The organism is Enterococcus sp. 7E2_DIV0204 (assembly GCF_002140855.1).
Taxonomy (GTDB): domain Bacteria; phylum Bacillota; class Bacilli; order Lactobacillales; family Enterococcaceae; genus Enterococcus_L; species Enterococcus_L lemimoniae.
In genome coordinates this window covers 171,983-196,982 of record NZ_NGKY01000002.1, presented here as the reverse complement: position 1 = coordinate 196,982, position 25,000 = coordinate 171,983, and the positions used below count along the sequence as shown (strand labels likewise).

The following is a 25,000-nucleotide window of genomic DNA, read 5'->3' as shown; positions in this document are numbered from 1 at the left end:
TCTGTTTTTTATTTATATTAAGCACGATAACGTTCTACGCCATCTAAATAAGTTGCAGCCAATTCCATCGTTGGATCTAACACGATAAAGTCAGCATCGCGTCCGTTTGCGATCATCCCGCATTGATCATCGATCTTACAACTAACAGCGGGTACTAATGTTGCCATCATGATTGCTTGTTCTGGTGTAGCAATTTCCCAATCAACCACGTTTTTGATAGCTTCTTTTAATTTCAAAATACTACCTGCTAGGTTACCAGATTCTAAACGAGCTGTGCCATCTTTCACGACAACAGGAAATTCACCTAAATTGTAGTTACCATCAGGCATGCCGCCAGCCATCATACAGTCAGTGATCAACGCCACGTGATCATGTCCAGCTTTTTCCATCAGAATATCTGCTGCATTTGGATGGACATGATGACCATCACAAATCAATTCAGAGAACACATGATTTAATGACATCAACGCACCAACCATCCCAGGTTCACGATGATTCAGTCCACGCATACCGTTATAAGCATGGACAAACACGCTAGCACCAGCTTCGACTGCATCTGTTGCTTGTTCTAACGTTGCATCACTGTGTCCCAAGGCAACAACGACACCTTCATCCGTTACAGCTTTTACAAATTCTTTAACCCCTTTGCGTTCTGGTGCTAAAGCGATTTTTTTGATCAAACCACCAGAAGCTTCTTGCCATTCATTGAACGTTGCAAGATCTGGATCGCCAAAGTAGCTAGGGTTTTGAGCACCTTTGTGTTCTTCGGTAAAGAATGGTCCTTCAAAATAGATTCCTTGAACTTTTGCACCAGGAACATCTTGATATACCTCACCAATTGTTTTAGCAACATCTTTCAAGCGTTCTTTGCTTGAGGTTAAAGTTGTTGGTAAAAATGATGTCACACCACAAGACAATAATCCTTCTGACATGACTTTTAACCCTTCAGCATCACTATCCATAACATCATGATTCATGTAACCATGAATATGAGTATCTACTAAACCTGGTGCAATCCATTTTCCTTCTTCTTTAATCACTGTTGCATCACTTTCTGGTACTTCTTTATAAAAGTCACCAAATACTCCATCTGTGATTTCTAAATATCCCGGTCCTTTTACATCACTTTTTAAAAAGAACTTTTCAGCAAAGATAAACGTTCTCATCTTCATCCTTCTTTCTTTAATTTTCTACTTTAACGGTACTCTTAAAATCAGTTAAAGTCAAGAATGGTGTAGACCTTTTCAGATTTTTTTACTTAACTTTCGTTAGATTTTAATGGTTTCGATCCGACGAATTTGTTCAGATAAAATTTGATACTCAGTTGCTTTCTCTGATTGCCCCTTTACGATCATCAATTGGCTTTTTAGTTGAAACAACTCACTTAAATAATAATAGCTATTGCGGTGTCTTGACCAGACGATCCCTTGATCGATATAGATTTGTGCTTCTTCTAACCGTTTTTGATCGGTTAAGAATTTAGAATAATTATAAAATATCTTTGTCAATTCAGCTGTTACTCGTTCATTGGGTAATTTATGAAAATAATGAATGCTTAACTTTAAGTACTTCTCAGCTTCAATAAACTTTCCAATACTACTATAGGTGCTACCAATACAACTGATCACTTGTATTTCAAAATCTGATAAATTGTCCTTGTTCGCTTGATATGTATAAGAAAGCCCTTTTTTTAGATCTAATATCGCATGTTCAAAATCGCTACATAAATAAAATTTACAACTGCCTAAATAATAATAGTAACGCTGCCAATCAGTATCTAAATGTAATCGTTCTTCAATTTGCGTTGCTTTCATATACGTCATTATTTTTTCATATTCTTTATGGCGAAAATAATCCGCTATTTTTTCAAATATTTGAGTGATCAGTCGAACTTCATCTGATTTAAACTGCATAATCTGATCCATTGTTACACCTAAGCGTTGGCAGATTTGTTGCATCACTACTACATTGGGCAACTCTTCATTATTTTCGATCCTACTCAATACACTTTGTGAACAAATGTCTTCTGATAACATTTTTTGTGTTAATTTTCTATTCTTACGAATTTCCTTAATAACTGCTCCAAAAGAATCCATACTTTCACTCCTACGCCGATTTCAATTCTATACCACTATTAAAAAGCCTTGTCTATCTAAAATTTCAAAATATGCGAATTCGCATTATGCATTTATTGTACTTTATAGCATAATATACTGCAAGAACATTACCTACTGCTAAACCGAGACGATTTAAAATAATTTTACTTTGCAAATAAGGAGTGTTACTCATGACACAGGAGAAACGAATTAGCTTTAGTTGGGATAGAAGTAGCTATTCAGGCTATGTCGAAAAAGAATATGAAAATGCTTATTTGGTTGTTGTTTCAGATCCCAGTCCAGACATGGAAGAAAAATATACAAATCGGATGGTAATTAGTAAAAAAGATTGTCAAACTGCAGAATAATTTTATGTAGGGCATTCTTAAAATGAGAGTGACTCAAAACTTGAAAAGTTTTGAGTCACTCTTTTTAATGTTGCAACATGCTTACTTTTGTTTGTAGGTACTTAAAAATTCACGCATTTTTTCGGTTGTAAATTTCAAGTCTTCCATTTTTGGTAGATAAACGATTCTAAAGTGATCTGGTTGTGCCCAATTGAAGCCGCCGCCATGCACTAATAAAATATGATGTTCATGGAGAAAATCCAAGACAAACTTTTCATCATCGTAAATATTAAAACGAGCGGTATCAATTTTTGGAAAGATATAAAAAGCTGCTTTTGGTTTTACTGCTGAAAGGCCAGGAATATCATTGATCGCATTATAAATATATTCCCGTTGTTCATAAATTCTACCACCAGGAAGGAGTAGATCATCCACACTTTGATAACCACCTAAAGCAGTTTGGATAATTTGCTGCGATAATACATTAGAACATAGCCGCATTGACGCCAGCATATTCAACCCTTCAATGTAGCCTTTTACATGTTTTTTATTACCACTAAGGACCATCCAACCGCAACGGAACCCAGCCACTCGATGTGATTTAGACAAACCGTTTAGTGTAACAACGAATAAATCAGGCGCTAATGTCGCAATTGGAATATGAGTCAAGCCATCCATCACTAAACGATCATAGATTTCATCCGAAAAGATGATCAAATCATTTTGTCTCGCTATTTCAACGATTTGTTCCAGTATTTCTTTAGGGTACAAAGCTCCTGTTGGATTATTTGGATTGATCAAAACAATAGCTTTGGTATTTGTTGTCACTTTTGATTTAATATCATCAATGTCTGGATACCATTCGGCTTGCTCGTCACAAATATAATGTACAGGATTTCCGCCAGCTAACGATATTGAAGCTGTCCATAAAGGATAATCTGGCATTGGCACGAGTACTTCATCGCCATTATTTAACAAGCCCTGCATACACATTGAGATCAATTCACTCACACCATTACCAGTATAGATATCGTTGATCGTCACATTAGGAAAGCCTTTGATTTGGCAATATTGTTCGATTGCTTTACGAGCTGAAAAAATCCCTTTTGAATCAGAATATCCTTCTGAATTACGGACATTCATGATCATATCGCGAACGACTTCATTCGGCGCATCAAAACCAAAAGGGGCGGGATTACCAGTATTAAGTTTCAAAATGCGAATGCCTTCTTCGTGCATTCTGTCCGCTTCTTCTAAAACCGGACCACGTACATCATAACTCACACCATCAAGTTTGTTGGATTTTTCAAAATTTCTCATACTGTATCCCTCATTTTCAAAATTTATATCTTTAAAGTTACGCCACCTAGAAAAAAAAAGCAATGAAAAATTGCAAATTTTCAAAAAAAAAAACGCGAATCCGTTAGAACTCATTGATTTTCAGCCAAATAGTCAAATTTTATGCTATTCTATTATATGTAAAAAAAATTAAGGAGCGAATAATGAAAGAAGAATTTGTTGTGTATCAAAGTAAAGGAAAACAATTGTTATTGATTTTTTTATCAGTTATTATGACTGGTGTATCAGTATTTTTGATTTTTCCCCAAGATCTTGACGTCGGCTTTTTAGGTGGCAGTGGGTCATTCTTGATTCCTTTAGTTGGAATCATTGGAACTATTTTCTTTGGCTTTTGTTTAAGCTATTCGATCAAGCTACTCTTACTTGGTAAACCGGTCGTAATCTTGACTAAAGAAGGATTTTACGATTACTCAAGTGCACTTGCTACAAAAGATCGCTTGATTCCTTGGAAAGACGTTACAGATATCGGCGTTTTCAACGTGTCTGGCCAAAATTTTATCTCCATCCGTCTAGAAAATAGAGAAGAATTTCTAGCTTCATTAAGTACGATTACTAGAAAAGCGGCTCAAGCTAACTTAAAATTAGGTTCTTACGAAATAAATATTACAATGCAAAGTGCTAAAAATGTTTCATTAGAAGAATTATTGATGCATATGGCTGAATATTGCGACGCAGCGAAATAAAAAATCGAGCAATTTTCTTTTTAAATAAAGAAAATTGCTCGATTTTTTATTTATGTTTATAGACCCTCGCTTCATAAGGAGCGAAAATGGTATGTTGATGAATTGTATGATCGTTAAGATTAGACAGTTGTAAATCCCATTCTTCAATCTGAACATTTTCTGGTAAATCAGCAGAAGCAAATTCCTTCGACAAATTGATGATCACTACAAAACGCTCGTCTGCTAATCGACGGCTATAAACAAATAATTGTGGATGATCCGGCAAATAAAGTTGATAACAACCATAGATCAAGGCTTCGTTTTCCTTTCTAAGTTGGATCACTGCTTTATAAAAATTCAAAACAGAAGTTGGATCATTCAACTCATCTAATACATTGATCTCTTGTTTGTTTGGATTGATCCTCATCCATGGCTTTCTTTTAGAAAAACCAGCATATTCTTCAGCCGTCCATTGCATCGGCGTTCTTGCATTATCTCTGGCAGTTTTGCGAATCAGGTTCAGTGCGTTTTTAGGATCTACCCCTGAATGGATCATTTCATAATAGAAATTTTTCGTATCAACCGCATCAATTTCATTAATTGAAGTAAATGGTAGATTCGTCATACCAATTTCTTGTCCTTGATAAATGAAGGGAGTTCCTTGCAGCAATAAAAATGTTAGAGCTAAGGCTTTGGCCGATGCTTGCCAAAATACCTTCTCTTCACTACCAAAGCTAGATACAGAACGGGGAATATCATGATTTTCCATATAAAGGGCATTCCAGCCCCGCCCGTCGGCTAGTGCCTCTTGCCAAGCAGTGAGTGCCTTTTTAAACTGGATAACATCGACCGTTTCTTGTTCGTCTTTATTCCAAAGAGAAATATGATCAAATTCAAATAACATATTAAAATAGCCTGTAGTTTCTCCCACCCATTGATATGCTTCAGCAGCGCTGACACCATTTGCCTCACCAACAGTTAAAATATCTCGCTTTTTAAAAATATCTCTGAGATCATTTAAATGTGTTTCAATACCTGGCACGTTTTTAAATGCTTCAAATGGATCTTTTGTTGAAGTTGTTTCTAAGGGTGCTTTTTTTATATGAGAAATTGCGTCGACCCGAAAACCGTCAATCCCCTTGTCCAACCACCAATCGATCATTTGAAACAAGTCTCTTTTTACTCGAGGATTTTCCCAATTCAGATCTGGCTGTTCTTTAGCAAAAACATGGAGATAATACTGGTTGGTCCTTTCATCATATTCCCACGCAGAACCGCCAAAAATTGAAACCCAATCATTAGGTGGCCCATCCATAGTTCCATCCGCCCAAATATAGTAATCACGATAATCATCCTTTAGCGATGATCTTGATTCCACAAACCAGGAATGTTGATTTGAGGTATGATTGATCACTAGATCCATGATTATTTTGAGTCCTTGCTCATGAGCTTCTTTCAATAATAAATCAAATTCTTCCATTGTGCCAAAGGTCCCAAGTATTTTTTGATAATCACTTATATCATAGCCATTATCTACATTGGGTGATTCATAAATTGGCGTGATCCAGATAAAACCAATTCCCAGTGACTTGAGATAATCCAATTTTGAGCGAATTCCATTTAAATCGCCAATACCATCATTGTTTGTGTCCATAAAACTAGCTGGATAAATCTGATAGCCCACTGCTTCTTTCCACCAAGTACGCCTAATTGCCATACGGATCACTCCAATTTGTTTATGTCTTTCATCTATTATATAAGATATGATCAAAAAGCGTATCTGAAATGCATAGAATTTACGATTACAGCTGGATGCAAATACGTAGAAATGAATCAATTGATTTGTTACAGTTAATTTGTTTGAAAAAATAAAATAGAGGTGAACCATGAAAAAATTAGTTAGAGTTAGTATGTCTTATATGATTTTTGGATTAATAGCTGGTATTTTTTATCGTGAATTTACAAAATGGAATGATTTTACTGGCACTACCCAGCTTAGTGTATTACACACACATGCACTGATTTTAGGAATGTTCTTTTTCTTGATTGTCTTGTTATTAGAAAAGAATTTTCAATTGACAAAAGAAATAAATTATAAAAAATTCTATATTATTTATAATATCGGCTTGGGTGTTACGTTATTAATGATGATGATTCGAGGGACTTTACAAGTATTAGGCTCTCCGGAATCTGCTGCTATTTCAGGGATTGCTGGTTTAGGGCATATCATCATTACTGTGGGCTTGGCCTATTTCTTCCAAGTTTTGTTTAAAGCCGTTAAAGAAGAGGTTTAGCAGCTTCAACTAAAGCATTCAACAAAAAAACTTGTTTCGTTTGTATTCCAAAACGAAACAAGTTTTTTATTATCACGCTAAAATACCACCGTCAGCAATAAATTCGCTACCAGTAGAATAAGAAGAGTCTTCAGAAGCTAAGAATAAGAATAAGTTTGAAATTTCTTTTGGATCAGCCATTCTTTTCATAGAAATCGTTTGTTGGAATTGTTCAATTGCAGCTTTTTGTTCTCCCGTTGCTTGCGTTACCATTGGGGTAATGACACCACCTGGATGAACTGAGTTGACACGAATATGCTTATCTGCGAATTCTAAAGCAGCACATTTGGTTAACCCTCTAACCGCAAATTTTGAGCTGACGTAGCCATATCCACCGACACTACCTTCAAAACCTTCAATTGAGGAAATGTTAATAATTGAAGCTGAGTGACTCTTTTCCATTAACGCTATAGATGTTTTCATTCCTAAGAAGACCGATAGTTGATTGATTTCAATCGTTCGCATAAATTCTTCTTGCGTTGTATTTTCTAGACTATTAAAGACACTAATCCCAGCTTTATTCACGAGGATATCTAATACACCTTGTTCTTTAGTGATTTGTTCAATAGCTTTTTGCCATTGGTCTTCATTGGTAACATCTAAATGAACAAATTGGGCATTGTCTCCTAAAGTAGCAGCGGTCTCTTTGCCCGATGTATCATCAATATCCGCTATATAAACGATTGCACCTTCTTTAATAAATAAAGCTGCATGCTCTTTTCCCATGCCCATTGAAGCTCCAGTAACTAACGTAATTTTTCCTTTTAATCTTATTGATAATTTCTCCATTCTTAAAACATAATAAAACAAGAGTTATTTAAAACACTTACGCTCATTATAGCGCTTTCTAACATTTTTTAAATGGGGAGTAGAATAATTGAAAGCTAAATTAAAAGACACCTCTTTGAAAGAAGTGTTCTGCTAAAAAACTTATGCGGCCAAGAAGACTCGAACTTCCACGGGGTTGCCCCCACCAGCCCCTCAAGCTGGCGCGTCTGCCATTCCGCCATGACCGCAATCTATGTCATTATTACCTATTCAATGATAAAATACGCTCTTACTTTTGTCAATCGTTCATCCACTTCAATCGTTTACTTTTCTACTATCTAGTTCTTATCTTTTCATTTCATATGCGTATACTTGGCACAATTTATCATAGGCCTGACTTACTTCTTTTGGTATCTCAACAGCATCAATATAATTATGACCATTAGGCCCGTAACCATTTGCATTATTTCTAAGTCGAGGAATTTCACCCAAAACTAAAGAAAGAAAGTAGTCTTTACTCCATAAACCATTAAGTTGTTCTTTTTCAAAGATAATCGCATTTTCAACCGCTTTTACGAAGGGAACGATCGATACATAGTTTGTAAAAACAGCATCTGTTGCTTGCCATTCTTTTTCAAAAGTAGCCTTGATCCTTCTTTGTAATAAAGGATCTGCCAATAATAAGACTTTTTCAGGATGCCAGTTTGTGGTCTTCACTGTATCTAATGCAAAACGTGCATTCTCACCTGAGTTGGTTGATGTTTTCTCCGTTAAAAATAATTTTTTATCTAAATCATATTTTTGTTTAAAGTAATCCAAATACATTTCTGTTTCACTTGCGCCAGTGATAGCCATCCCCATTTTTTTAAAGTTACTCTGTAAAAAAGGCGTAGCATGACCAACACCACCAACTAACATTAATCTGTCTGCTAGGCCGTTTTCATATAACCGAATCAGTTCATCCGCAAGATAAGGCAAACTGTTGCCAGCTAAGATTGCAAGATCATAACGACTAGCTGTTGCTTCTTTTGCAGATAAATATTCGATAACTGTATTCCAATGTTGAATCATGCTATTCCTCTTCTCCTCTTAATCAATAGTATACTAATGGGATTGGGACAGAAGCGCTTATTCGGGATTTGCAATTTTAACAAAAAAGAACTCACTTTTGTCCCAAACTCATTTACTTTATAGTCATCAAGAATGAAGCAACTCTACTAACTTTCCTCGACATTTCCCACAAACATAGCGTTCCGTATTGATTCTGCGTTTACGCAGAATCAATGTTTGACACTTTTCACACTGATACTGATGGTATGATTGTGGTTTTTGCTCTACTAAAGGACGAACATATCGGCTGCCGCCGGTTCGTTTCAATAATGATTTAAATTCAGGATCTTTATGTTGATAGCCTTTGCCTTCTATATGCAGATGATAGTGACACAATTCATGCTTGATCACATTGATCAATTCTGATTCACCATAACGTTCAAAAACTTTTGGATTGAAGTCTATATTGTGCGAGCTTAAATGGTAGCGACCGCCAGTGGTTCTTAGACGACGGTTAAAAAAAGCATTATGCCGAAACTTTTTCCCAAAAAAAGACAATGAAATCTCTTCTACCATCGCTTGTAATTGCGCATCTGTCAACACTTGCTTTGCGGGTTTTCCTTCTTTAGAAAAACTACTCAAGACTATTCTTTCCTTTCAGCTTGTGGCAGCATCGTTAAACTGATACGCCCTTTCTTCATGTCCACATCTTCTACCCAAACTGTTACAACATCCCCTACAGAAACAATATCAGTAGGGTGTTTAACAAATTTCGAGCTAAGTTTTGAAATATGGACTAAACCGTCTTGTTTGACACCAATATCAACGAATGCTCCAAAATCGATGACGTTACGAACTGTTCCTTGTAATTCCATCCCTGATTTTAGATCTTCCATTGATAAAACATCTTTTCTTAAAAGTGGCGCAGGCATTTCATCACGCATATCCCGACCTGGTTGAATTAAAGCGGCAATAATATCTTTAAGCGTTTCACTACCAACTGCTAATTCGGTTTCCAATTGTGCTAGTGGTAAATCTTTCAAACGTTGCGCAGCTTCTGTCGTACCAAGTTCTGCTAATTTAACGTTGGCTTTTTCTAAAATTGCTTTAGCTACATCATAACTTTCAGGGTGAATTCCAGTATTATCTAAAATATTTTTCCCATTTGGAATCCGTAAGAACCCAATCGCTTGTTCATAGGCTTTTGGTCCTAAACGTGGCACTTTTTTGACTTGATTACGGGCTGTAAATGCGCCATTTTCATCACGATAGGCCATTAAATTTTGAGCCGTTGTTTTATTTAACCCAGAAATATGTTGTAAAAGTTGTGGGCTAGCTGTATTTACATTGACGCCGACTTGGTTAACAGCTGTTTCAACTACAAAATCCAATTGTTCCGCCAAACGTTTTTGAGAAACATCATGCTGATATTGTCCCACACCAACTGCTTTGGGATCGATTTTAACAAGTTCTGCCAATGGATCTTGCAAACGGCGGGCAATACTGATTGCACTTCTTTCTTCTACTTGTAAATCTGGAAATTCAGCTCGTGCCACATCACTGGCAGAATAAACAGAGGCACCAGCTTCATTGACGATTACATAAAAAACATCGCGTTTGATTTGTTTTAGCTGTTCAGCCACAAATAATTCTGATTCACGGCTCGCTGTTCCATTACCGATTGCAACCATTTCAACTTGGAATTCTTCGATCAATTTGTTAAACGCAGGACCAGCTGCGGCACGTTTTTCTCCAGAAGCAGGTTTATGTGGGTAAATTACTTGAATTGCTAAGACTTTTCCGGTTGCATCTACAATGGCCATTTTACAACCTGTTCGATAAGCAGGATCAAAGCCTAAAACAACTTTTCCTTTCAACGGTGGCTGCAATAATAAATTACGCAAATTTTCCCCAAAAACATTGATTGCTTGTTCATCTGCTTTTTCAGTTAGCTCATTGCGGATCTCCCTTTCAATCGCTGGACCAATAAACCGTTTATAACTGTCTAAATAAGCAGTTTCAACATAAGTTGCCGTTGGTGATTGTTTGTTGTTTCCAATCAATTGGCGCTCTAGATAACCAGCTATCTTTTCTTCTTCTACGAAAAGAGCTACTTTCAAGATATCTTCTTTTTCTCCACGGTTTGTCGCTAAGACTCTATGAGAAACCATTTTACTAACGGGTTCGGAAAAATCATAGTACATTTCATAAACGGATTTCTCGTCTTTTTCTTTATCTTTGACCGTGCTGACATATTGCCCGTGTTTAAACGTGAAGTCACGAATCCAAGTCCGAAATTTTGGCTCATCACTCACTCGCTCAGCAATGATTTCATGTGCCCCAAGTAAGGCTATTTCAGCTGACTCAACTTCTTTTTCACTATCAACATATTGTTCAGCTTCTGCTGTTACATCTGCTTGGACAGGAAAACTCAGTAGCCAATCCGCCAATGGTTCTAGTCCCTTTTCTTTGGCAATTGTCGCTTTAGTCCGACGTTTTTGTTTATAAGGGCGATAAAGATCTTCTACTTGCTGCATCTTTGTTGCTTTTTGAATTGATTTAGCCAACTCTTCTGTTAGTTTGCCTTGTTCTTCAATTAGACGCAAGACTTCTTCTTTACGCTTTTCTAAATTTCCTAAATAAGTATAACGTTCTTCGATTTCACGAATTTGAACTTCATCTAAACTGCCCGTCATCTCCTTACGATAGCGAGCAATAAAAGGAACAGTGTTGCCTTCACTTAATAAAGTCAGGACAGTTGTTAGCTGGTTCGGACGATATTCTGTCAATTCTTTTTGAAGTAAAGCAACTACTTCTTGGTTATAGGTTTCTGCCATATTTAAATACCTCTTTTCATTAACATACTGTTTCATTTTAGCATATTTTCTGCTTGAAATATAGAAAGAGGATAAAGCTTAGAAAAGACTTTATCCTCCTTCTATAAGGAACAGCACTTGTTGCTAAAAATCAGGTTGCCAAGGTCCTTTTAGATTTTGATATTCAATATCTTGCACGATCCCATTGGCATCAAAAATCACACCATGAACCGAACCGCCGAAAACAGCTCCACCATCAATACCAATTTTATGATCTGAACACCATAAATCAGTTGTTTCCATGTCACCATGCAACATTGGAGTGATCGTATGACCAAAGACAATCGTTTTTCCTGTATTATTTTTTCCAGTGTGAAAGGCTTCTCTGATCCAGATAAAGTCATGCGTGCTTGTTTCATGCCAATCTTTTTTTGTTAAGTCGACACCAGCATGGACAAAAATATAGTCATTCCACTCAAAATATAACGGGCGCTCCATTAAAAAATCGATTAATTCCTTATAGCGACTGCGAATCATCATCGCAATCTCAGTAGGAGAATATTCTGCTGTCGCCCCTTTGTGTAGCAAACTTTCCATCGTTTCTTTCCCGCCATTACGAACATAGCTAGTAAACCAATCTTCTGGTTTAGTTAAAAACTGGAGAAAATACTCTTCATGATTCCCTCTAAGATAGATTGCGTTGTGCTGCTCCACTAATTTTTTCCCTAGTAAAAAGCTCTCTTTTGTCTTTGGTCCACGATCATTTAAGTCACCGATCAATACCAACTGGTGCATTGCTGGATCATAGTATTGGATCAATTCTTCAAACAATTCATACTCTCCATGAATATCACTGATTGCATAGATATAGTCTTTCATCTTTCCAACTCCTTTTCAGCACTATTTTATTTTATTATAACGCAGAAAATAAGATAGGATTGACACTATTAATCAAAAAAGAGGCGATAGTTGTATTAATTTAGTACTATTTTAAACATTAAACTAGTTTTTAGCCTATTTATTGTGCAAGGGGGGCATTAACGCATGTTTAAAAGTGGGTATGAAAAAAACAGGACAGCAGCATTTTTTTCATGTCTGTCCTGTTTTTTATTTATACACCTGTTTTCATGCCAGAGATGATAAAATCAAATAGCTCTTCCGGAATTTGAAAATGACCAAATCTCAAGCGAGATCGGTACTCTTGCCATAATGGAAAATCAGCAACTGCTTGTAATGAAACTGGCTGGATATCTTTCAAGAAGTCAACATTTTTTCTATTAGGGATAAAACCTGGAGCCATTTCAAATGCATAGGTCTCACCTGGTAAAATCTGACCTAGTGCAATGAATTCTTGACAAGGTTCTTTCGTCTTTAAACTCTGCTTTGGCGCATAGTAAATCAACCAGTCACCTGCTTGCATTTTATTTAGTGGGGCTGATTTGCCATGACATAATTGGCAAAAACCACCTGCTACGCCAAGTGTCACATGATCTTTAGAAGCAACTCCGATCCAATAATTCATACAATCCTTCTTTTCAGCCTTACAGCTGGATGGTTTCTCTACTAGACATGCCTAAAATCACGATGGCTTCTGTAAAGTGAATTTCGTATAATTCTAACATTTGACCTGCATTCTTGATATTTTCTTCATAGCTAGGAATCTTTTGAATCCATTGCTCTGCTACATCATATACACTCCTCTCACTCTTTTGGACTTTAGCGTAATGGACCCGGACATGGTTCGTATTTTTCGTTGGGATTGTAGTAAAGGCTACGTTGGGATTCTTTTGAAACTCGGTAATTTTTTCATTGCCTTTAAACGTGGAGAAAAATAAGCATTTTTTGCTTTTATCATAAAAGAAGCTAACAATCCTCACATTTGGTACTTCCTCAACGCTTGTTGCTAAGGCGATTTCTGTTTGTTCTGCCATTATTTCTTTAAATGCCGCTACAGTTTCCATAAATATTCTGCTCCTTTATTTTTAATTGTCTGACTGACAAGTTCATTCTAACAAACAAACCCTGACAACTGATTGTCAGGGTTTAAATAGCTTCTTTTATTTTTTAGTGGATCTTCTTCCACCTGCTTATAGTTTATTCAATTTCCACGTTACGATATCGCCATCTTTAAGAAAATATTCCACTGCACCTACATCTGGTTGTTTGCCATTTACATCATATAACCAATATTTACTAGCTGACGCATCTTGCTGATGTCCATCTATACCACTGACAAAATCTTTATCCATGTCTACTTTATAGTTGACTTCCATCACTGTTTGTAAAGATTCATCTTTTTTGACCTTCAATTCTTTTTTATCAAATTCTTTGTCATCTTCTTTTAAGATGATCGTGACACTTAACTTGTCAGCATCATCCTTCTTCGTTTCTTTCTGCTCCGCTTTTTGACCACAGGCACCCAGTAAAAAGATAGCACCCATCAATAGTATGGCTCTTACAAATTTTTTCATTTTATTTCCACCTTTGTTTTTCTATTTTATATCGTATTTAATTAAAATACGTTGAAGCTTGTTTTGAATTGATCGCAATAACAAACACGAGAAAAATGCATTTGAAACGCAATAAGAAACTGTATAAGGTAAAGCTGTCACTAGTAACGCCAAATATCTTTGCCATGAAAAATAGCGGTCAATCGAAAGGACTGTCCATACATCCATAAAAAATGAAAAGAAAAGCCCAGCTAAAATTCCGTAAATCACCAAAAAACAATAACTTTTGCCGATGAAGCTCTGAATCCAAGGCAAACCTGCAATCAAACCGATCAGTCCCCAAGAAAACATCTGGAAAGGTGTCCATGGTCCTTGCCCGAATAACATATTGGATGTCACGGCTGATAATGAACCAACAAGAAAACCTATTTCAGCTCCCATACAAATCCCAGAAATAATGATGATCGCAGTCATCGGTGTAATTGCCGGAATCATGTAGAATAGAAAGCGTCCCAAAACAGCAGTTGTTGTTAAAATCGCAATCAACACTACTTCTTTGATATTCAGCTGTCTTTTTTCATATCTGTAATAAATTGGGAGACAGGCTCCGATAACCAACAGCATTGAAATCACTTGATACTGCCCGACTTCAAATAGGATAAACGTTAATCCAACTAAGAATAGCAGCACTAGCATCACAATTATAGCTCGTTTGAACCCAATTTGCTTCATATGCTTCTTACACCCTTTTCCAGACATGCTTCGATGACTTGCTGGGTTGTCACTAAACGAGAAAATGTATCACGGGAAATTCTACTGGCAGCTGTTGTATAAAAAGTATGATTACTAAAAAATAAGGTTGGTTCTGCTGTTGTTAATAAGTTATTTTTGAAAAAAAGACCACAACGATCCGACAATTCTGCAGCAAAATCCAGATCATGAGTGACTACTAAAATTGTTTTTCCTTGCTTTGCCAATTTCTTCAATAACTCAATCAGTTGATTTTTGCCATAATTATCGATGCCTTTGGTAGGTTCATCTAGTAATAAGATTTTAGGATCCGTCAACAGTAACTTGCCTAGCGCAGCTCGCTGACATTCTCCACCACTTAAATCAAAAGGATGCTGAAGGACGCTTTCTTTGATCGCTAGCAATGAAGTGATCCTTTCAATACGTTTCGTTTGCTCTTGTCCTGCTATTCCCTTACTAAACAAATAACTTTGATAATCTTCTAAAACAGAGTCTTTGATAAACATCATTTGTGGCTCTTGCGGTAAATAACCAACCAGATGCTGATTTTTTTTGGCGGGTTGAGCGAACAACTGTAATTTCCCTCGATAGCAAGATTGAAGACCTGCGATCACTTTTAAAAGGGTAGTTTTTCCAGTTCCATTTCCACCAACTAAAGAGAAAATTTCCCCTTCTGCTATAGTTAGATCAACTCCTGCTAAAATATCCTTGCCGTTTTTCTCATAGCGAAACCAGCCATTTTTCAATTGAATACTATTTTTAACCGCATTTTGAAAGCTTTTTGATGGAGGGACTTGTTTAGTAACGTTAATAGAAAACTGATCTGGAAAATAGGTTGCTAAAAGTTTTTTGCCTTCGATGACTGTGATTGGACATGGCCCTTGAAAACCAGCCTCGTGGTAAATACGTACTGCACTTGGCAAGCTTAATAGAAAACGTTTGGACTCGAATTTTTGTGTTTTGATTTTGGTTGAAATTCGAGCAGGTGTATCAGTCAAAAGTAAACGTCCTTCCTCTAAGACAATCACTTGATCAGCAAATGGAAAAACACTTTCTAAACTGTGCTCAGCTAAAAGAATTGTGAGGCCCATTTCCCGATTTAAGCGGACTAAAATTTCGACAAAATTTTGTGCAGCAATTGGATCTAACTGAGTTATCGGTTCATCTAATAGTAAAATTTCTGGACGCATCACCAACACCGCTGCCAAATTTAGCAATTGTTTTTGCCCGCCGGATAAATCACTTATTTTGTACTCCATCAAGTCTTGGATGCCTAGGAAACTGACCATTTCGGCAATCCGACTTTTGATTTCAAATGGGGGAATTCCCAAGTTTTCTAATCCGAAAGCTAGCTCATGCCAAACACTATCCGTTACGATTTGATTTTCGGGATGTTGCATCACGTATCCGATTTTACTGGTAGAAAATAACTCAGGTAATTCGGATAATTTTTCATTATTAAAAAATAATTCGCCTGATTGAATCCCCGCAGGCGTTATTTGCGGTTTTAATAGTTTTAACAACGTTGATTTACCACTACCAGATGCACCACAGATCAGGATAAAAGCTCCTTTATCAAGCAATAATGACAGATCCTGTAAAACAGGTTTATGCCCGCCAGCGTATTGAAACGTTACATTTTTAATTTCAAGATAGCCCAAACGATCTCCTCCTTGATTCTCTTAAGCACAGGTATAAATGCGACTACTATAATCAGTAGATACTGTAAGCCTTGAATACGCCAGAATACAAAGAATGACTCACTATAAGGATAGAAGTTATAGTGATAGTCCCCTTTACTCAAAGCCAATAAAAACACACCGCTACAGCCAATCAAGAAAATTATTGCTATTGTATCTAGCTTACGCCATCGATAGGTGAGTCGACTGCTTCTTGTCGTTACACCATAGCCTCTTGCCTTCATTGAATCGGCTGTATCCATTCCATTTTCCAGAGCCCAAGAAAAAAGATTTCCGAACAAATCAAACCCATAAGCTACCTTCTCTTTAAAATTCCGATGTTGTGTACGTTGTACTGTTTTTTGGACCTGATTCAGTTCCTGATAATATTGTTTAAACAAAGGTATAAAACGAAAAATCATAGTCAAAATCATGGTTACTTTTGGTAGCCGCTTGCCAAAAAGATAAAAAAATTGCTCTGAATCAACGGTTGCTTGGAAAGCCTGAAAGAGATAAATTACTGAAGCAATCATCAATCCCATAAAAAATCCATAGGTAAATGCTTCTTTGGTGATTGGTTTATTCAAAAAGAAAAAAAGAATCGTTCCGCCTCGATGTACAAACAAAGGATTTGTTACTGTAAGCAGAAACACGAGTACCAACGGATGAAACAAGCCTTTCTTTTTCTTATTTAATAATTGGAATAGACGTAAACTCAAGCTTACCAGAAAGCAACTACTAATAATGATTGGATTAGTCGTGCTCATTATGATCAATAGCATCAATAGATAATAACTAGACGAAACCAATGGATGACTTGATTTAAAAAAATACTGATTCATCCCTAGTCTCCTTTCTCTGCTTTTATAAATAAAAATTAGTTACAGCAACAAAAAAAAAGCCGTCACTTTTAGAAAGTGTGCTGTTTGGATTAACGATTATAACAAAACGTATTACGCCAGATTTAGCGAACAGCTCTCTTTACAAAAAAATGTAGCGACAAAAAGCGCGCTGTAAAAATCGAGGAACTTGATTGGAATCAATGTTCAACTCACTTCTCATACTATTCATTGCTTTTTCATCATTGACATAATCATGCTCAGCTTCACGCAACACCATTGTTGCAATTATATAAATATATATAACTAAAGTCAATATACCAACTCTCAACCGATCGCTACGAACCGATAATCTTTCTAATCTAGTGTACCCAAAATCAAATTCAATAATGTTTTAACTATTTTTACTACTTTCCACCAAATCTAATGCATTTTTAGTTATAATAAAATAAACAGATCTTGATCAAAAAGAGGTGCCAAATGAAAACAGAACGATTACTAGCAATCATCATGATATTGCTAGAAAGAAAACAAGTCAGTGCTTCGCAATTAGCTGAAAGGTTAGAAGTCTCCGTTCGAACAATTTATCGCGACATTAATTCCCTAAGTGAAGCTGGCATCCCAGTGACTTCTTTCCCTGGAGTAAACGGTGGAATCCAAATTATGGAAAATTATAAAATAGATAAACAATTTTTCACGTCGGCGGATATCACGTTTTTGCTGATTGCTTTAGAAAGTTTATCCAACAATATCTCACCTATTCAAATAAACCAAACCTTCGAAAAAATAAAAACCTTAGTTCCTAGCCAATTTCTTGAAGAAATTGAATTTAAAACCAACCAAATCGTCATTGATTTAACACCATGGACCAATAACCATACCTTACAACCTTTTTTAGAGGTAGTAAAAGCTGGAATGGATCAACAACGTGTACTTTCTTTTGATTATGAGGACAATCAAGGAAGAAAAACACAAAGAACAGTGGAACCTTATCGTCTCGTTCTAAAGGAAATCAGCTGGTATTTACAAGCATATTGCTTAGAAAAAGCTGATTTTAGAACGTTTAAAATCTCTAGAATGAGTGAATTAACATTATCAGCATCACATTTTGATCCTCGAGAATTTAAAGCTAAACCACTAGGAAAAGAGCCATTCTATGGTAAAGAATTCACAACAATCACATTGAAAGTAACCCACAAAATCAAGGAACAGTTGCGCGATAAATTTGGACAACTTACCTTTTCCCATACGGATGATCCTGAAAAGGTGATCGTTGACTTTCCTTTTATGGAAGATGAGTTTGGCTATAATCTTCTTTTAGGTTTTGGCTATCAATGCGAGTGTATACAACCAAAACACGTGAGAACTGAGTTAAAACGACGTCTTACAGATATGTTAGCGATATATCAATAAAAAAGCACCTCGAACTGGATGAAACGCCGACCAGTTTGAGATGCTTTTTATATTATTTCTTTTTCTTACCGCCAAAAGCGTCCTTCATTTTATCAAAGAAGCCTTCTTCTTGCTGTTCACTTACGGTTTGACCGCCAGCTTTTGCAAAGGTACGCAACGCTTCTTTTTGTTCGTCATTCAAGTTTTTCGGTGTAATGATTTTGACTTTTACATGTTGATCGCCATTAGCACCACCACGCAAGCGTGGTGCACCTTTACCTCTTAAACGGAAGTTTGTTTCAGTTTGGGTACCAGCTGGGATTTTTAATTTTACATCCCCATGAACTGTTGGTACTTTGACCTCATCTCCAAGAGCTGCTTGAACAAAGCTTAATGGTAAATCATAATAGATTTCTGAACCTTCACGGTCAAAAATATTACTGTCCTCAACACTAAAGACAACATACAAATCACCATACGGTCCACCGTTCATGCCGGCTTCTCCTTGATTTGCTAAACGCATTTGTTGTCCATCTTCCACACCAGCTGGTACATTTACTTTGACTTTATGCGCTTTTTTCTCATGACCAGTGCCATGACAAGTTGGGCATGGTTCTTTGATTTCTTTTCCTGTTCCACGACAAACATCACAGGTTTGACGACTCATCACACGGCCAAGTGGTGTTTGACGTTCCACATTGATTGAACCAGATCCGTGACATTTATGACACGTTTCAGGATGCGTACCAGGTTTCGCTCCATTACCACCACAAGTTTCACAATTATCTTCACGATTATATTTGATTTCTTTTTCAACACCAAAAATCGCTTCTTCAAACTTCAAGTTGACTGTATATTGTAAGTCAGCCCCTTGTCTTGGTGCTGTCGGATCGACACTACGAGAACCGCCACCAAAGAATGAATCAAAAATATCTTCAAACCCACCAAAACCGCTGCTAGAGAATCCTCCTCCGCCAAAGCCGCCGAAACCACCAGCGCCTCCACCATAATTTGGATCAGTGCCCGCATGACCATATTGATCATAAGCCGCCTTTTTCTGAGGATCGCTCAACACTTCATAGGCTTCCGAAACTTCTTTGAATTTGTCTTCTGCATCTGCTTCTTTGTTGATATCTGGGTGATATTGTTTGGAAAGCTTACGGTAAGCTTTTTTTATTTCATCATCTGAAGCACCTTTGGCAAGGCCAAGTACTTCATAATAATCTCTTTTCGTAGCCATTAGTTCCCCTCCAACTATTATTCCATTTATTCTAAAATAGGATCGACGCCAATTTATTTGTAAAAAACATCGTTGTAATCATACCACAAATCCAGCAAAAGCAAAATAGCTTCACTACATTTATAGGTAAGATTCTCTACAAATAAAGATAGGCAAAGACCAAAGCGATGACTTTGGTCTTTGCCAGCTTGTTAACGATTATTTATCGTCGCCTTCTACTTCTTCAAAGTCAGCATCTACAACATCATCTGCTCCACCTTGTGCAGCTTCAGGGTTTTCTTGCGCTTGTTGTTGCGCTGCTTGTTCATAAAGTTTTACTGTTAAGCTTTGAACGATTTCGTTTAATGAATCACGTTTTTCTTTCATTTGTTCGATGTCATTCGCTTCAACAGCTGATTTTAATTCATCACGAGCATCTTCTGCTTTTTTCACTTCATCAGCATCTACTTTGCCTTCTAATTCTTTCAATGTTTTATCAACAGTGAATAACAAAGCATCCACATCGTTACGTAAGTCAACTTCTTCTTTACGTGCTTTATCTGCTTCAGCATTAGATTCAGCATCTTTCACCATACGTTCGATTTCATCATCTGATAAACCTGATGAAGATTTGATTGTGATTGTTTGTTCTTTTTGAGTACCTAAATCTTTCGCACGCACATTTACGATACCATTTTTATCGATATCAAAACTTACTTCGATTTGTGGTACACCACGAGGAGCAGCTGGAATATCTGTTAATTGGAAACGACCTAATGTTTTGTTATCTGCTGACATTGGACGTTCACCTTGTAATACGTGAATATCTACGGCTGGTTGGTTATCAGCGGCAGTTGAGAATACTTGTGATTTACTTGTTGGGATCGTTGTATTACGATCGATCAATTTAGTAAATACGCCACCCATTGTTTCGATACCTAATGATAATGGTGTTACGTCTAATAACACGACATCTTTCACATCACCAGTGATAACGCCACCTTGAATTGCAGCACCCATTGCAACGACTTCATCTGGGTTAACTGATTTATTTGGTTCTTTGTTCGTTTCTTTACGTACAGCTTCTACAACAGCTGGAATACGTGTAGATCCACCAACCAAGATTACTTCATCGATTTCAGATGGGTTCAAACCAGCATCTTTCAAGGCTTGACGTACAGGTGTTTTCGTACGTTCTACTAAGTCACTTGTTAATTCGTCAAATTTCGCACGAGTTAAGTTCATTTCTAAGTGTAATGGACCAGCGTCTCCTGCCGTGATAAATGGTAAGCTGATTTGTGTTGAAGTAACACCTGATAAATCTTTTTTCGCTTTTTCAGCAGCATCTTTCAAACGTTGTACAGCCATTTTATCTTTAGATAAATCAACACCGTTTTCTTTTTTGAATTCTGCTACCATGTAGTCGATGATTTTGTTATCAAAGTCATCTCCACCTAGTTCATTGTCACCAGCAGTTGATAATACGTCGAATACGCCATCGCCTAATTCAAGGATCGATACGTCAAATGTACCACCACCAAGGTCAAATACTAATACTTTTTCATCTTTATCTGTTTTATCTAAACCATAAGCTAAAGCTGCAGCTGTTGGTTCGTTAACGATACGTTCAACTTCTAAACCAGCGATTTTACCAGCGTCTTTTGTTGCTTGACGTTGTGCATCGTTGAAGTAAGCTGGAACTGTAATAACAGCTTTATCCACTTTTTCACCTAAATATTCTTCTGCGAAACCTTTTAGATATTGTAAGATCATTGCAGAAATTTCTTGTGGTGTATATGATTTTCCATCTACTTCTACTTTGAAGCCTGCTTCACCCATATGACGTTTAATTGAAGAAATCGTGTGTGGGTTTGTCACTGCTTGACGTTTTGCCACTTCACCGACTTGAATTTCGCCATTTTTAAATGACACTACTGAAGGAGTTGTACGGTTTCCTTCTGGATTTGCAATGATTTTTGCTTCTCCGCCTTCTAATACTGCAACTGCAGAGTTTGTTGTTCCTAAGTCAATACCAATAATTTTACTCATAATTAATGATCTCCTATCTTCAATTTAATTTTTTAATTTATAGTATACAAGCATTGTTTTATGTTGCTATTGAGCAACGATAACCATGCTTGCTCGTAAAACACGATCATGTAACTTATAGCCTTTTTGTAAGACTTCAACGATTGTGTCCGCAGGTGTTTCATCACTTGCTGGAATCGTTTGAACTGCTTGATGTAAATTAGGGTCAAAGACTTCACCCATCGTTGGGATTTCTTCGATTCCTTCTTCTTTCAAAGCAGCTTGTAAGCTTTCAAGAACCATTGAAATGCCTTTTTTCAAGCTTGCGCCTTGCTCATCATCGACTCCGATTGCCATCGCACGCTCTAGATTATCAAGCGAGGGCAATAATTTTTTACCTAAATCTTGTGATCGATAACGAACGAGCAATTCACGCTCGTTTTTGAAACGATTGCTCATATTGGCAATCTCAGCACGTGCTCTTAAAAACTTGTCTTCCATTTCTGATAAGTCAGCTTGAGCCGTTTCTAATTCTGTCATCTCAGCTTCTGTTTCAGAAACTCCAGAATCATCAATTGCTTCCGTATGTTCTTCTTGAATTTCTTCATTTGTTTCTTCTTTATTACTCACTCTGGCAACTTCCCTTCTCATTTCCGTAGAATTGGTAGAATTCTATATTTTCACTTAGTGTCTATTCGTCAAGAAAACGATAATAGGCTCCAAGTTTTGAAGCTAGTTCATCGCGGAATACATCCACTAAACCAAACATTTTAGAATATGGCATGCTTGTTGGACCTAGCAATGCGATCGTTCCTTTACCGTGACCTGCTACTTCATAAGTAGCGGTGATCATACTCATATTCGCTAACAAGTCATTGCCGATTTCTGAGCCGATTCGAATAGCGATCGACGAGTTATTTTCGTCTTCATTCGTTAATAAATGCGTGATAGCATCTGTATTTTGCATAAATGAATAAACGGATTTCAATTGATCCATATCTTGTTTTATACCAAAATCTAACACATTCATACGACCGCTGACGAAGACTTTTTCTTCAAATGCATGACCTAACATAGCATCGAATAAACTCATCATACCGTCAGGTGTTTGAAAATAACGATGTAAAATCATCGGAATCTCAGTTCGCAGGCGATGATAAACCGTTAATAATGGTTGCCCCACCAACTTGTCATTGATGATTTGCGTCATTTTTTCTAGATCTTGGCTGGAAACAGACGCTGGAATTGCGAATACTTGGCTTTCGACATTTCCTTTATCTGTCACAATGACCGCTATGATTTGTCGGTCATTTAAAGGAACGATCCGAAAACCTGTTAGTCTTCGTTCTTTTACCTCAGGACCTAAAGAAAACGCCGTATAGCTCGTCAAATTGGAAAGGATCTCCGCCGATTGTTCAATGATATCATTGATCTCGTGAAACTCTTTTCCAAAGGAGTGACGAATGGTTTCCAATTCATCATGCTGAACTTCCGTTGGATTTAGTAAATGATCCACATAATAGCGATAACCATCCATTGATGGAATTCTCCCTGAAGATGAATGAGTTTTTAACAGCAACCCATGCTCTTCCAGAGCCTTCATATCGTTACGGATTGTTGCGGAGCTTGACTTGATTCCTTCTTCCATCAGCTTCTTTGATCCTACAGGTGTTCCTGTGTTGGTGTATTCTTGGATGATAAGTCGCAAAATATTCTTTTGTCTTTCTGTTATCATAGTTACCACCCTTCATTAGCACTCATGTTATTCAAGTGCTAATACAATTATTAATATAGCAAGTTCTGCTAAAATTGTCAAGAGAAAAACACACTTTTTTAGCACTCTTTATCATCGAGTGCTAAATCAATAAAAAAGAACGAAAATAGAGTTTATACATCTCTACTTTCGTTCCCGTTATGATCACTTTTCCTTATCGATTAGAAAAGCTTCAAACACGTCATTTCCTACAAAAAGTCCTTGTTCAGTTAATTGGATATACTCTTTATCCTCTAGTAGCAATCCTTTTTGAATTAAATCAGGAATCGTTTCTTGGTAGACCTGATTCAAGGTCAACCCAAACTTCTCCTGAAATCTTGTCTTTGAAACGCCCATTTTTTTTCGTAGTCCTAAGAATAATTCTTCTTCCATTTGATTATTCAAGGTCAACACTTCAGTTTCCAAAGTTGGTAATTGATTTTTACGTAATGGTTTTAAATAATGCTGGATCGGTCCATGATTTTTATATCGAGTGTGACCTAAATAGCCACTAGCTCCAGCACCAAATCCATAATAATGATCATTGTTCCAGTAAACTAAGTTATGCTGACTTTCTTGTCCCTTTAAAGCAAAATTACTCACTTCATATTGATGCCGTCCTGCTTTCTCCATTGCAGTAATCGTCTCTTCAAACATTTGCGCTTCCACATCTTGATCTGGCAACTGTAAACGTCCTTGACGCACCCAGTTCATAAACATCGTCTTATTCTCCAAAATCAAAGAGTATAACGAGTAATGTGGTAAATCAAGCTCGATCGCTCGTTTCAAGGTATCTCTAAATCCTTCTAGTGTTTGACCAGGCAACGCATAAATCAAATCGATACTGACATTTAGGAAATCTTCTTTTTCTAAAAATTTCATTGTTTCATAAACATCTTCTGCTGTATGTTTGCGTCCAATTTTCTTCAACAATTGATTATCGAATGTTTGAACCCCCATTGATAAGCGATTTACACCATATTCTTTCATCACTTGTAGCTTTTCTTGCGTTAAATCACCTGGATTTGCTTCTATTGTAAATTCATTTTTAGCATCAATTGGTAGTAACTCACGGACACCTTTTAACAATACATCCAGTTGTTTTGCCGATAAAGAAGTTGGGGTTCCACCACCTATGTAAATTGTTTCGGTCGTTTTACTCGGATATTGCTCTTTGGTCAAGCGAATCTCTTTCAAAAGACTTTGAATATATTCATCGACTGGTTGCCCCTCTAAAAACACTTTATTAAAGTCGCAATAAAAACAGATATGTTCACAAAACGGGATATGTATGTAAGCTGAAATTTTTGTATTATCGTTTTTCAATTTCCTATTCCTCCAATTTAAAAGCCTTCTATCTTAAAGATTATTTATAGAAGACGTCTCTTATCTTAACATATCCCATCATAAAATGTTCTAATTTGATTCAATAAATTCTTATTCTCTTACTCAACTATTA

Annotated in this window: 25 protein-coding genes and 1 tRNA gene; 4 read left to right on the top strand and 22 right to left on the bottom strand. The window is 36.7% G+C overall.

Annotation, left to right across the window (positions count from 1 at the left end; translation table 11 throughout):
* Positions 1-17: 17 nt before the first annotated feature.
* Entirely contained in the window at positions 18-1,166 is a 1,149-nt protein-coding gene (nagA, locus tag A5819_RS16385; RefSeq protein ID WP_086281473.1) for an N-acetylglucosamine-6-phosphate deacetylase, read from the bottom strand.
* A gap of 102 nt (positions 1,167-1,268) precedes the next feature.
* Entirely contained in the window at positions 1,269-2,096 is an 828-nt protein-coding gene (locus A5819_RS16380; RefSeq protein ID WP_086281475.1) for a helix-turn-helix domain-containing protein, read from the bottom strand.
* Positions 2,097-2,287: 191 nt separating this feature from the next.
* Here A5819_RS16380 and A5819_RS19350 point away from each other — a divergent pair, with 191 nt between their 5' ends.
* Entirely contained in the window at positions 2,288-2,464 is a 177-nt protein-coding gene (locus A5819_RS19350) for a hypothetical protein (protein ID WP_086281477.1), read from the top strand.
* 81 nt (positions 2,465-2,545) lie between these two features.
* Here the strand turns inward: A5819_RS19350 and A5819_RS16370 are convergent, their stop codons facing one another.
* Complete coding sequence (locus tag A5819_RS16370) at positions 2,546-3,763, bottom strand: pyridoxal phosphate-dependent aminotransferase (RefSeq protein ID WP_086281479.1); 1,218 nt, start codon at positions 3,761-3,763, stop codon at positions 2,546-2,548.
* A gap of 182 nt (positions 3,764-3,945) precedes the next feature.
* Here A5819_RS16370 and A5819_RS16365 point away from each other — a divergent pair, with 182 nt between their 5' ends.
* A complete protein-coding gene (locus tag A5819_RS16365; protein ID WP_086281481.1) occupies positions 3,946-4,485 on the top strand; it encodes an STM3941 family protein in 540 nt (179 codons plus the stop codon).
* A 46-nt stretch (positions 4,486-4,531) separates the two neighbouring features.
* Here the strand turns inward: A5819_RS16365 and A5819_RS16360 are convergent, their stop codons facing one another.
* On the bottom strand, positions 4,532-6,181 hold the full coding sequence (locus A5819_RS16360) for an alpha-glucosidase (RefSeq protein WP_086281483.1): 1,650 nt from the start codon (positions 6,179-6,181) through the stop codon (positions 4,532-4,534).
* Positions 6,182-6,350: 169 nt separating this feature from the next.
* Between A5819_RS16360 and A5819_RS16355 the strand changes: the two genes are divergently transcribed.
* Complete coding sequence (locus tag A5819_RS16355; protein ID WP_086281485.1) at positions 6,351-6,758, top strand: DUF2871 domain-containing protein; 408 nt, start codon at positions 6,351-6,353, stop codon at positions 6,756-6,758.
* Between the two features lie 72 nt (positions 6,759-6,830).
* On the opposite strand, the gene A5819_RS16350 is transcribed toward A5819_RS16355, so the two are convergent.
* The 13 genes from A5819_RS16350 to A5819_RS19345 form a co-directional block, all read right to left on the bottom strand.
* Complete coding sequence (locus A5819_RS16350; RefSeq protein ID WP_086281726.1) at positions 6,831-7,586, bottom strand: SDR family oxidoreductase; 756 nt, start codon at positions 7,584-7,586, stop codon at positions 6,831-6,833.
* A 144-nt stretch (positions 7,587-7,730) separates the two neighbouring features.
* Positions 7,731-7,813: transfer RNA gene (locus A5819_RS16345), tRNA-Leu, on the bottom strand.
* A 97-nt stretch (positions 7,814-7,910) separates the two neighbouring features.
* Entirely contained in the window at positions 7,911-8,636 is a 726-nt protein-coding gene (locus tag A5819_RS16340) for an ElyC/SanA/YdcF family protein (RefSeq protein ID WP_086281487.1), read from the bottom strand.
* A gap of 126 nt (positions 8,637-8,762) precedes the next feature.
* Positions 8,763-9,257: a SprT family protein gene (locus tag A5819_RS16335; protein ID WP_086281490.1), complete on the bottom strand. Its 495-nt coding sequence runs from the start codon at positions 9,255-9,257 to the stop codon at positions 8,763-8,765.
* 2 nt (positions 9,258-9,259) lie between these two features.
* Positions 9,260-11,452, bottom strand: a complete 2,193-nt coding sequence (locus tag A5819_RS16330; protein ID WP_086281492.1) for a Tex family protein — start codon at positions 11,450-11,452, stop codon at positions 9,260-9,262.
* Positions 11,453-11,575: 123 nt separating this feature from the next.
* Positions 11,576-12,310, bottom strand: a complete 735-nt coding sequence (locus tag A5819_RS16325; RefSeq protein WP_086281494.1) for a metallophosphoesterase — start codon at positions 12,308-12,310, stop codon at positions 11,576-11,578.
* A gap of 232 nt (positions 12,311-12,542) precedes the next feature.
* Positions 12,543-12,953 carry an EVE domain-containing protein gene (locus A5819_RS16320; RefSeq protein ID WP_086281496.1) on the bottom strand — a complete coding sequence of 137 codons (411 nt, stop codon included), beginning with the start codon at positions 12,951-12,953 and terminating at the stop codon, positions 12,543-12,545.
* A gap of 19 nt (positions 12,954-12,972) precedes the next feature.
* The gene (locus A5819_RS16315; protein ID WP_086281498.1) at positions 12,973-13,392 is read right to left on the bottom strand and encodes a pyridoxamine 5'-phosphate oxidase family protein; all 420 of its coding nucleotides are present in this window, start codon (positions 13,390-13,392) and stop codon (positions 12,973-12,975) included.
* A 126-nt stretch (positions 13,393-13,518) separates the two neighbouring features.
* A complete protein-coding gene (locus A5819_RS16310) occupies positions 13,519-13,902 on the bottom strand; it encodes a DUF4430 domain-containing protein (protein WP_086281500.1) in 384 nt (127 codons plus the stop codon).
* Between the two features lie 21 nt (positions 13,903-13,923).
* On the bottom strand, positions 13,924-14,613 hold the full coding sequence (locus A5819_RS16305; RefSeq protein WP_086281503.1) for an ECF transporter S component: 690 nt from the start codon (positions 14,611-14,613) through the stop codon (positions 13,924-13,926).
* A complete protein-coding gene (locus A5819_RS16300) occupies positions 14,610-16,292 on the bottom strand; it encodes an ABC transporter ATP-binding protein (protein WP_086281504.1) in 1,683 nt (560 codons plus the stop codon). The genes A5819_RS16305 and A5819_RS16300 overlap by 4 nt, the downstream gene beginning before the upstream one ends.
* Entirely contained in the window at positions 16,265-17,152 is an 888-nt protein-coding gene (locus A5819_RS16295) for an energy-coupling factor transporter transmembrane component T (RefSeq protein WP_086281507.1), read from the bottom strand. The genes A5819_RS16300 and A5819_RS16295 overlap by 28 nt, the downstream gene beginning before the upstream one ends.
* A gap of 139 nt (positions 17,153-17,291) precedes the next feature.
* Positions 17,292-17,465 (bottom strand): hypothetical protein, encoded by a 174-nt coding sequence (locus A5819_RS19345; RefSeq protein ID WP_176271481.1) that lies wholly within the window; start codon positions 17,463-17,465, stop codon positions 17,292-17,294.
* A 164-nt stretch (positions 17,466-17,629) separates the two neighbouring features.
* On the opposite strand from A5819_RS19345, the gene A5819_RS16290 reads away from it, so the two are divergent.
* On the top strand, positions 17,630-18,562 hold the full coding sequence (locus A5819_RS16290) for a YafY family protein (RefSeq protein ID WP_086281510.1): 933 nt from the start codon (positions 17,630-17,632) through the stop codon (positions 18,560-18,562).
* A gap of 52 nt (positions 18,563-18,614) precedes the next feature.
* On the opposite strand, the gene dnaJ is transcribed toward A5819_RS16290, so the two are convergent.
* The 5 genes from dnaJ to hemW all read right to left on the bottom strand — a co-directional run bounded on the left by dnaJ (position 18,615) and on the right by hemW (position 24,867).
* A complete protein-coding gene (gene dnaJ, locus A5819_RS16285) occupies positions 18,615-19,781 on the bottom strand; it encodes a molecular chaperone DnaJ (protein WP_086281512.1) in 1,167 nt (388 codons plus the stop codon).
* A gap of 198 nt (positions 19,782-19,979) precedes the next feature.
* The gene (gene dnaK / locus A5819_RS16280) at positions 19,980-21,809 is read right to left on the bottom strand and encodes a molecular chaperone DnaK (protein ID WP_086281515.1); all 1,830 of its coding nucleotides are present in this window, start codon (positions 21,807-21,809) and stop codon (positions 19,980-19,982) included.
* A 66-nt stretch (positions 21,810-21,875) separates the two neighbouring features.
* A complete protein-coding gene (grpE, locus tag A5819_RS16275; protein WP_176271480.1) occupies positions 21,876-22,439 on the bottom strand; it encodes a nucleotide exchange factor GrpE in 564 nt (187 codons plus the stop codon).
* A 40-nt stretch (positions 22,440-22,479) separates the two neighbouring features.
* Positions 22,480-23,523, bottom strand: coding sequence for a heat-inducible transcriptional repressor HrcA (gene hrcA, locus A5819_RS16270; RefSeq protein WP_086281519.1), 1,044 nt, complete (start codon positions 23,521-23,523; stop codon positions 22,480-22,482).
* A gap of 183 nt (positions 23,524-23,706) precedes the next feature.
* Positions 23,707-24,867 (bottom strand): radical SAM family heme chaperone HemW, encoded by a 1,161-nt coding sequence (gene hemW, locus A5819_RS16265; protein WP_086281534.1) that lies wholly within the window; start codon positions 24,865-24,867, stop codon positions 23,707-23,709.
* Positions 24,868-25,000 lie beyond the last annotated feature (133 nt).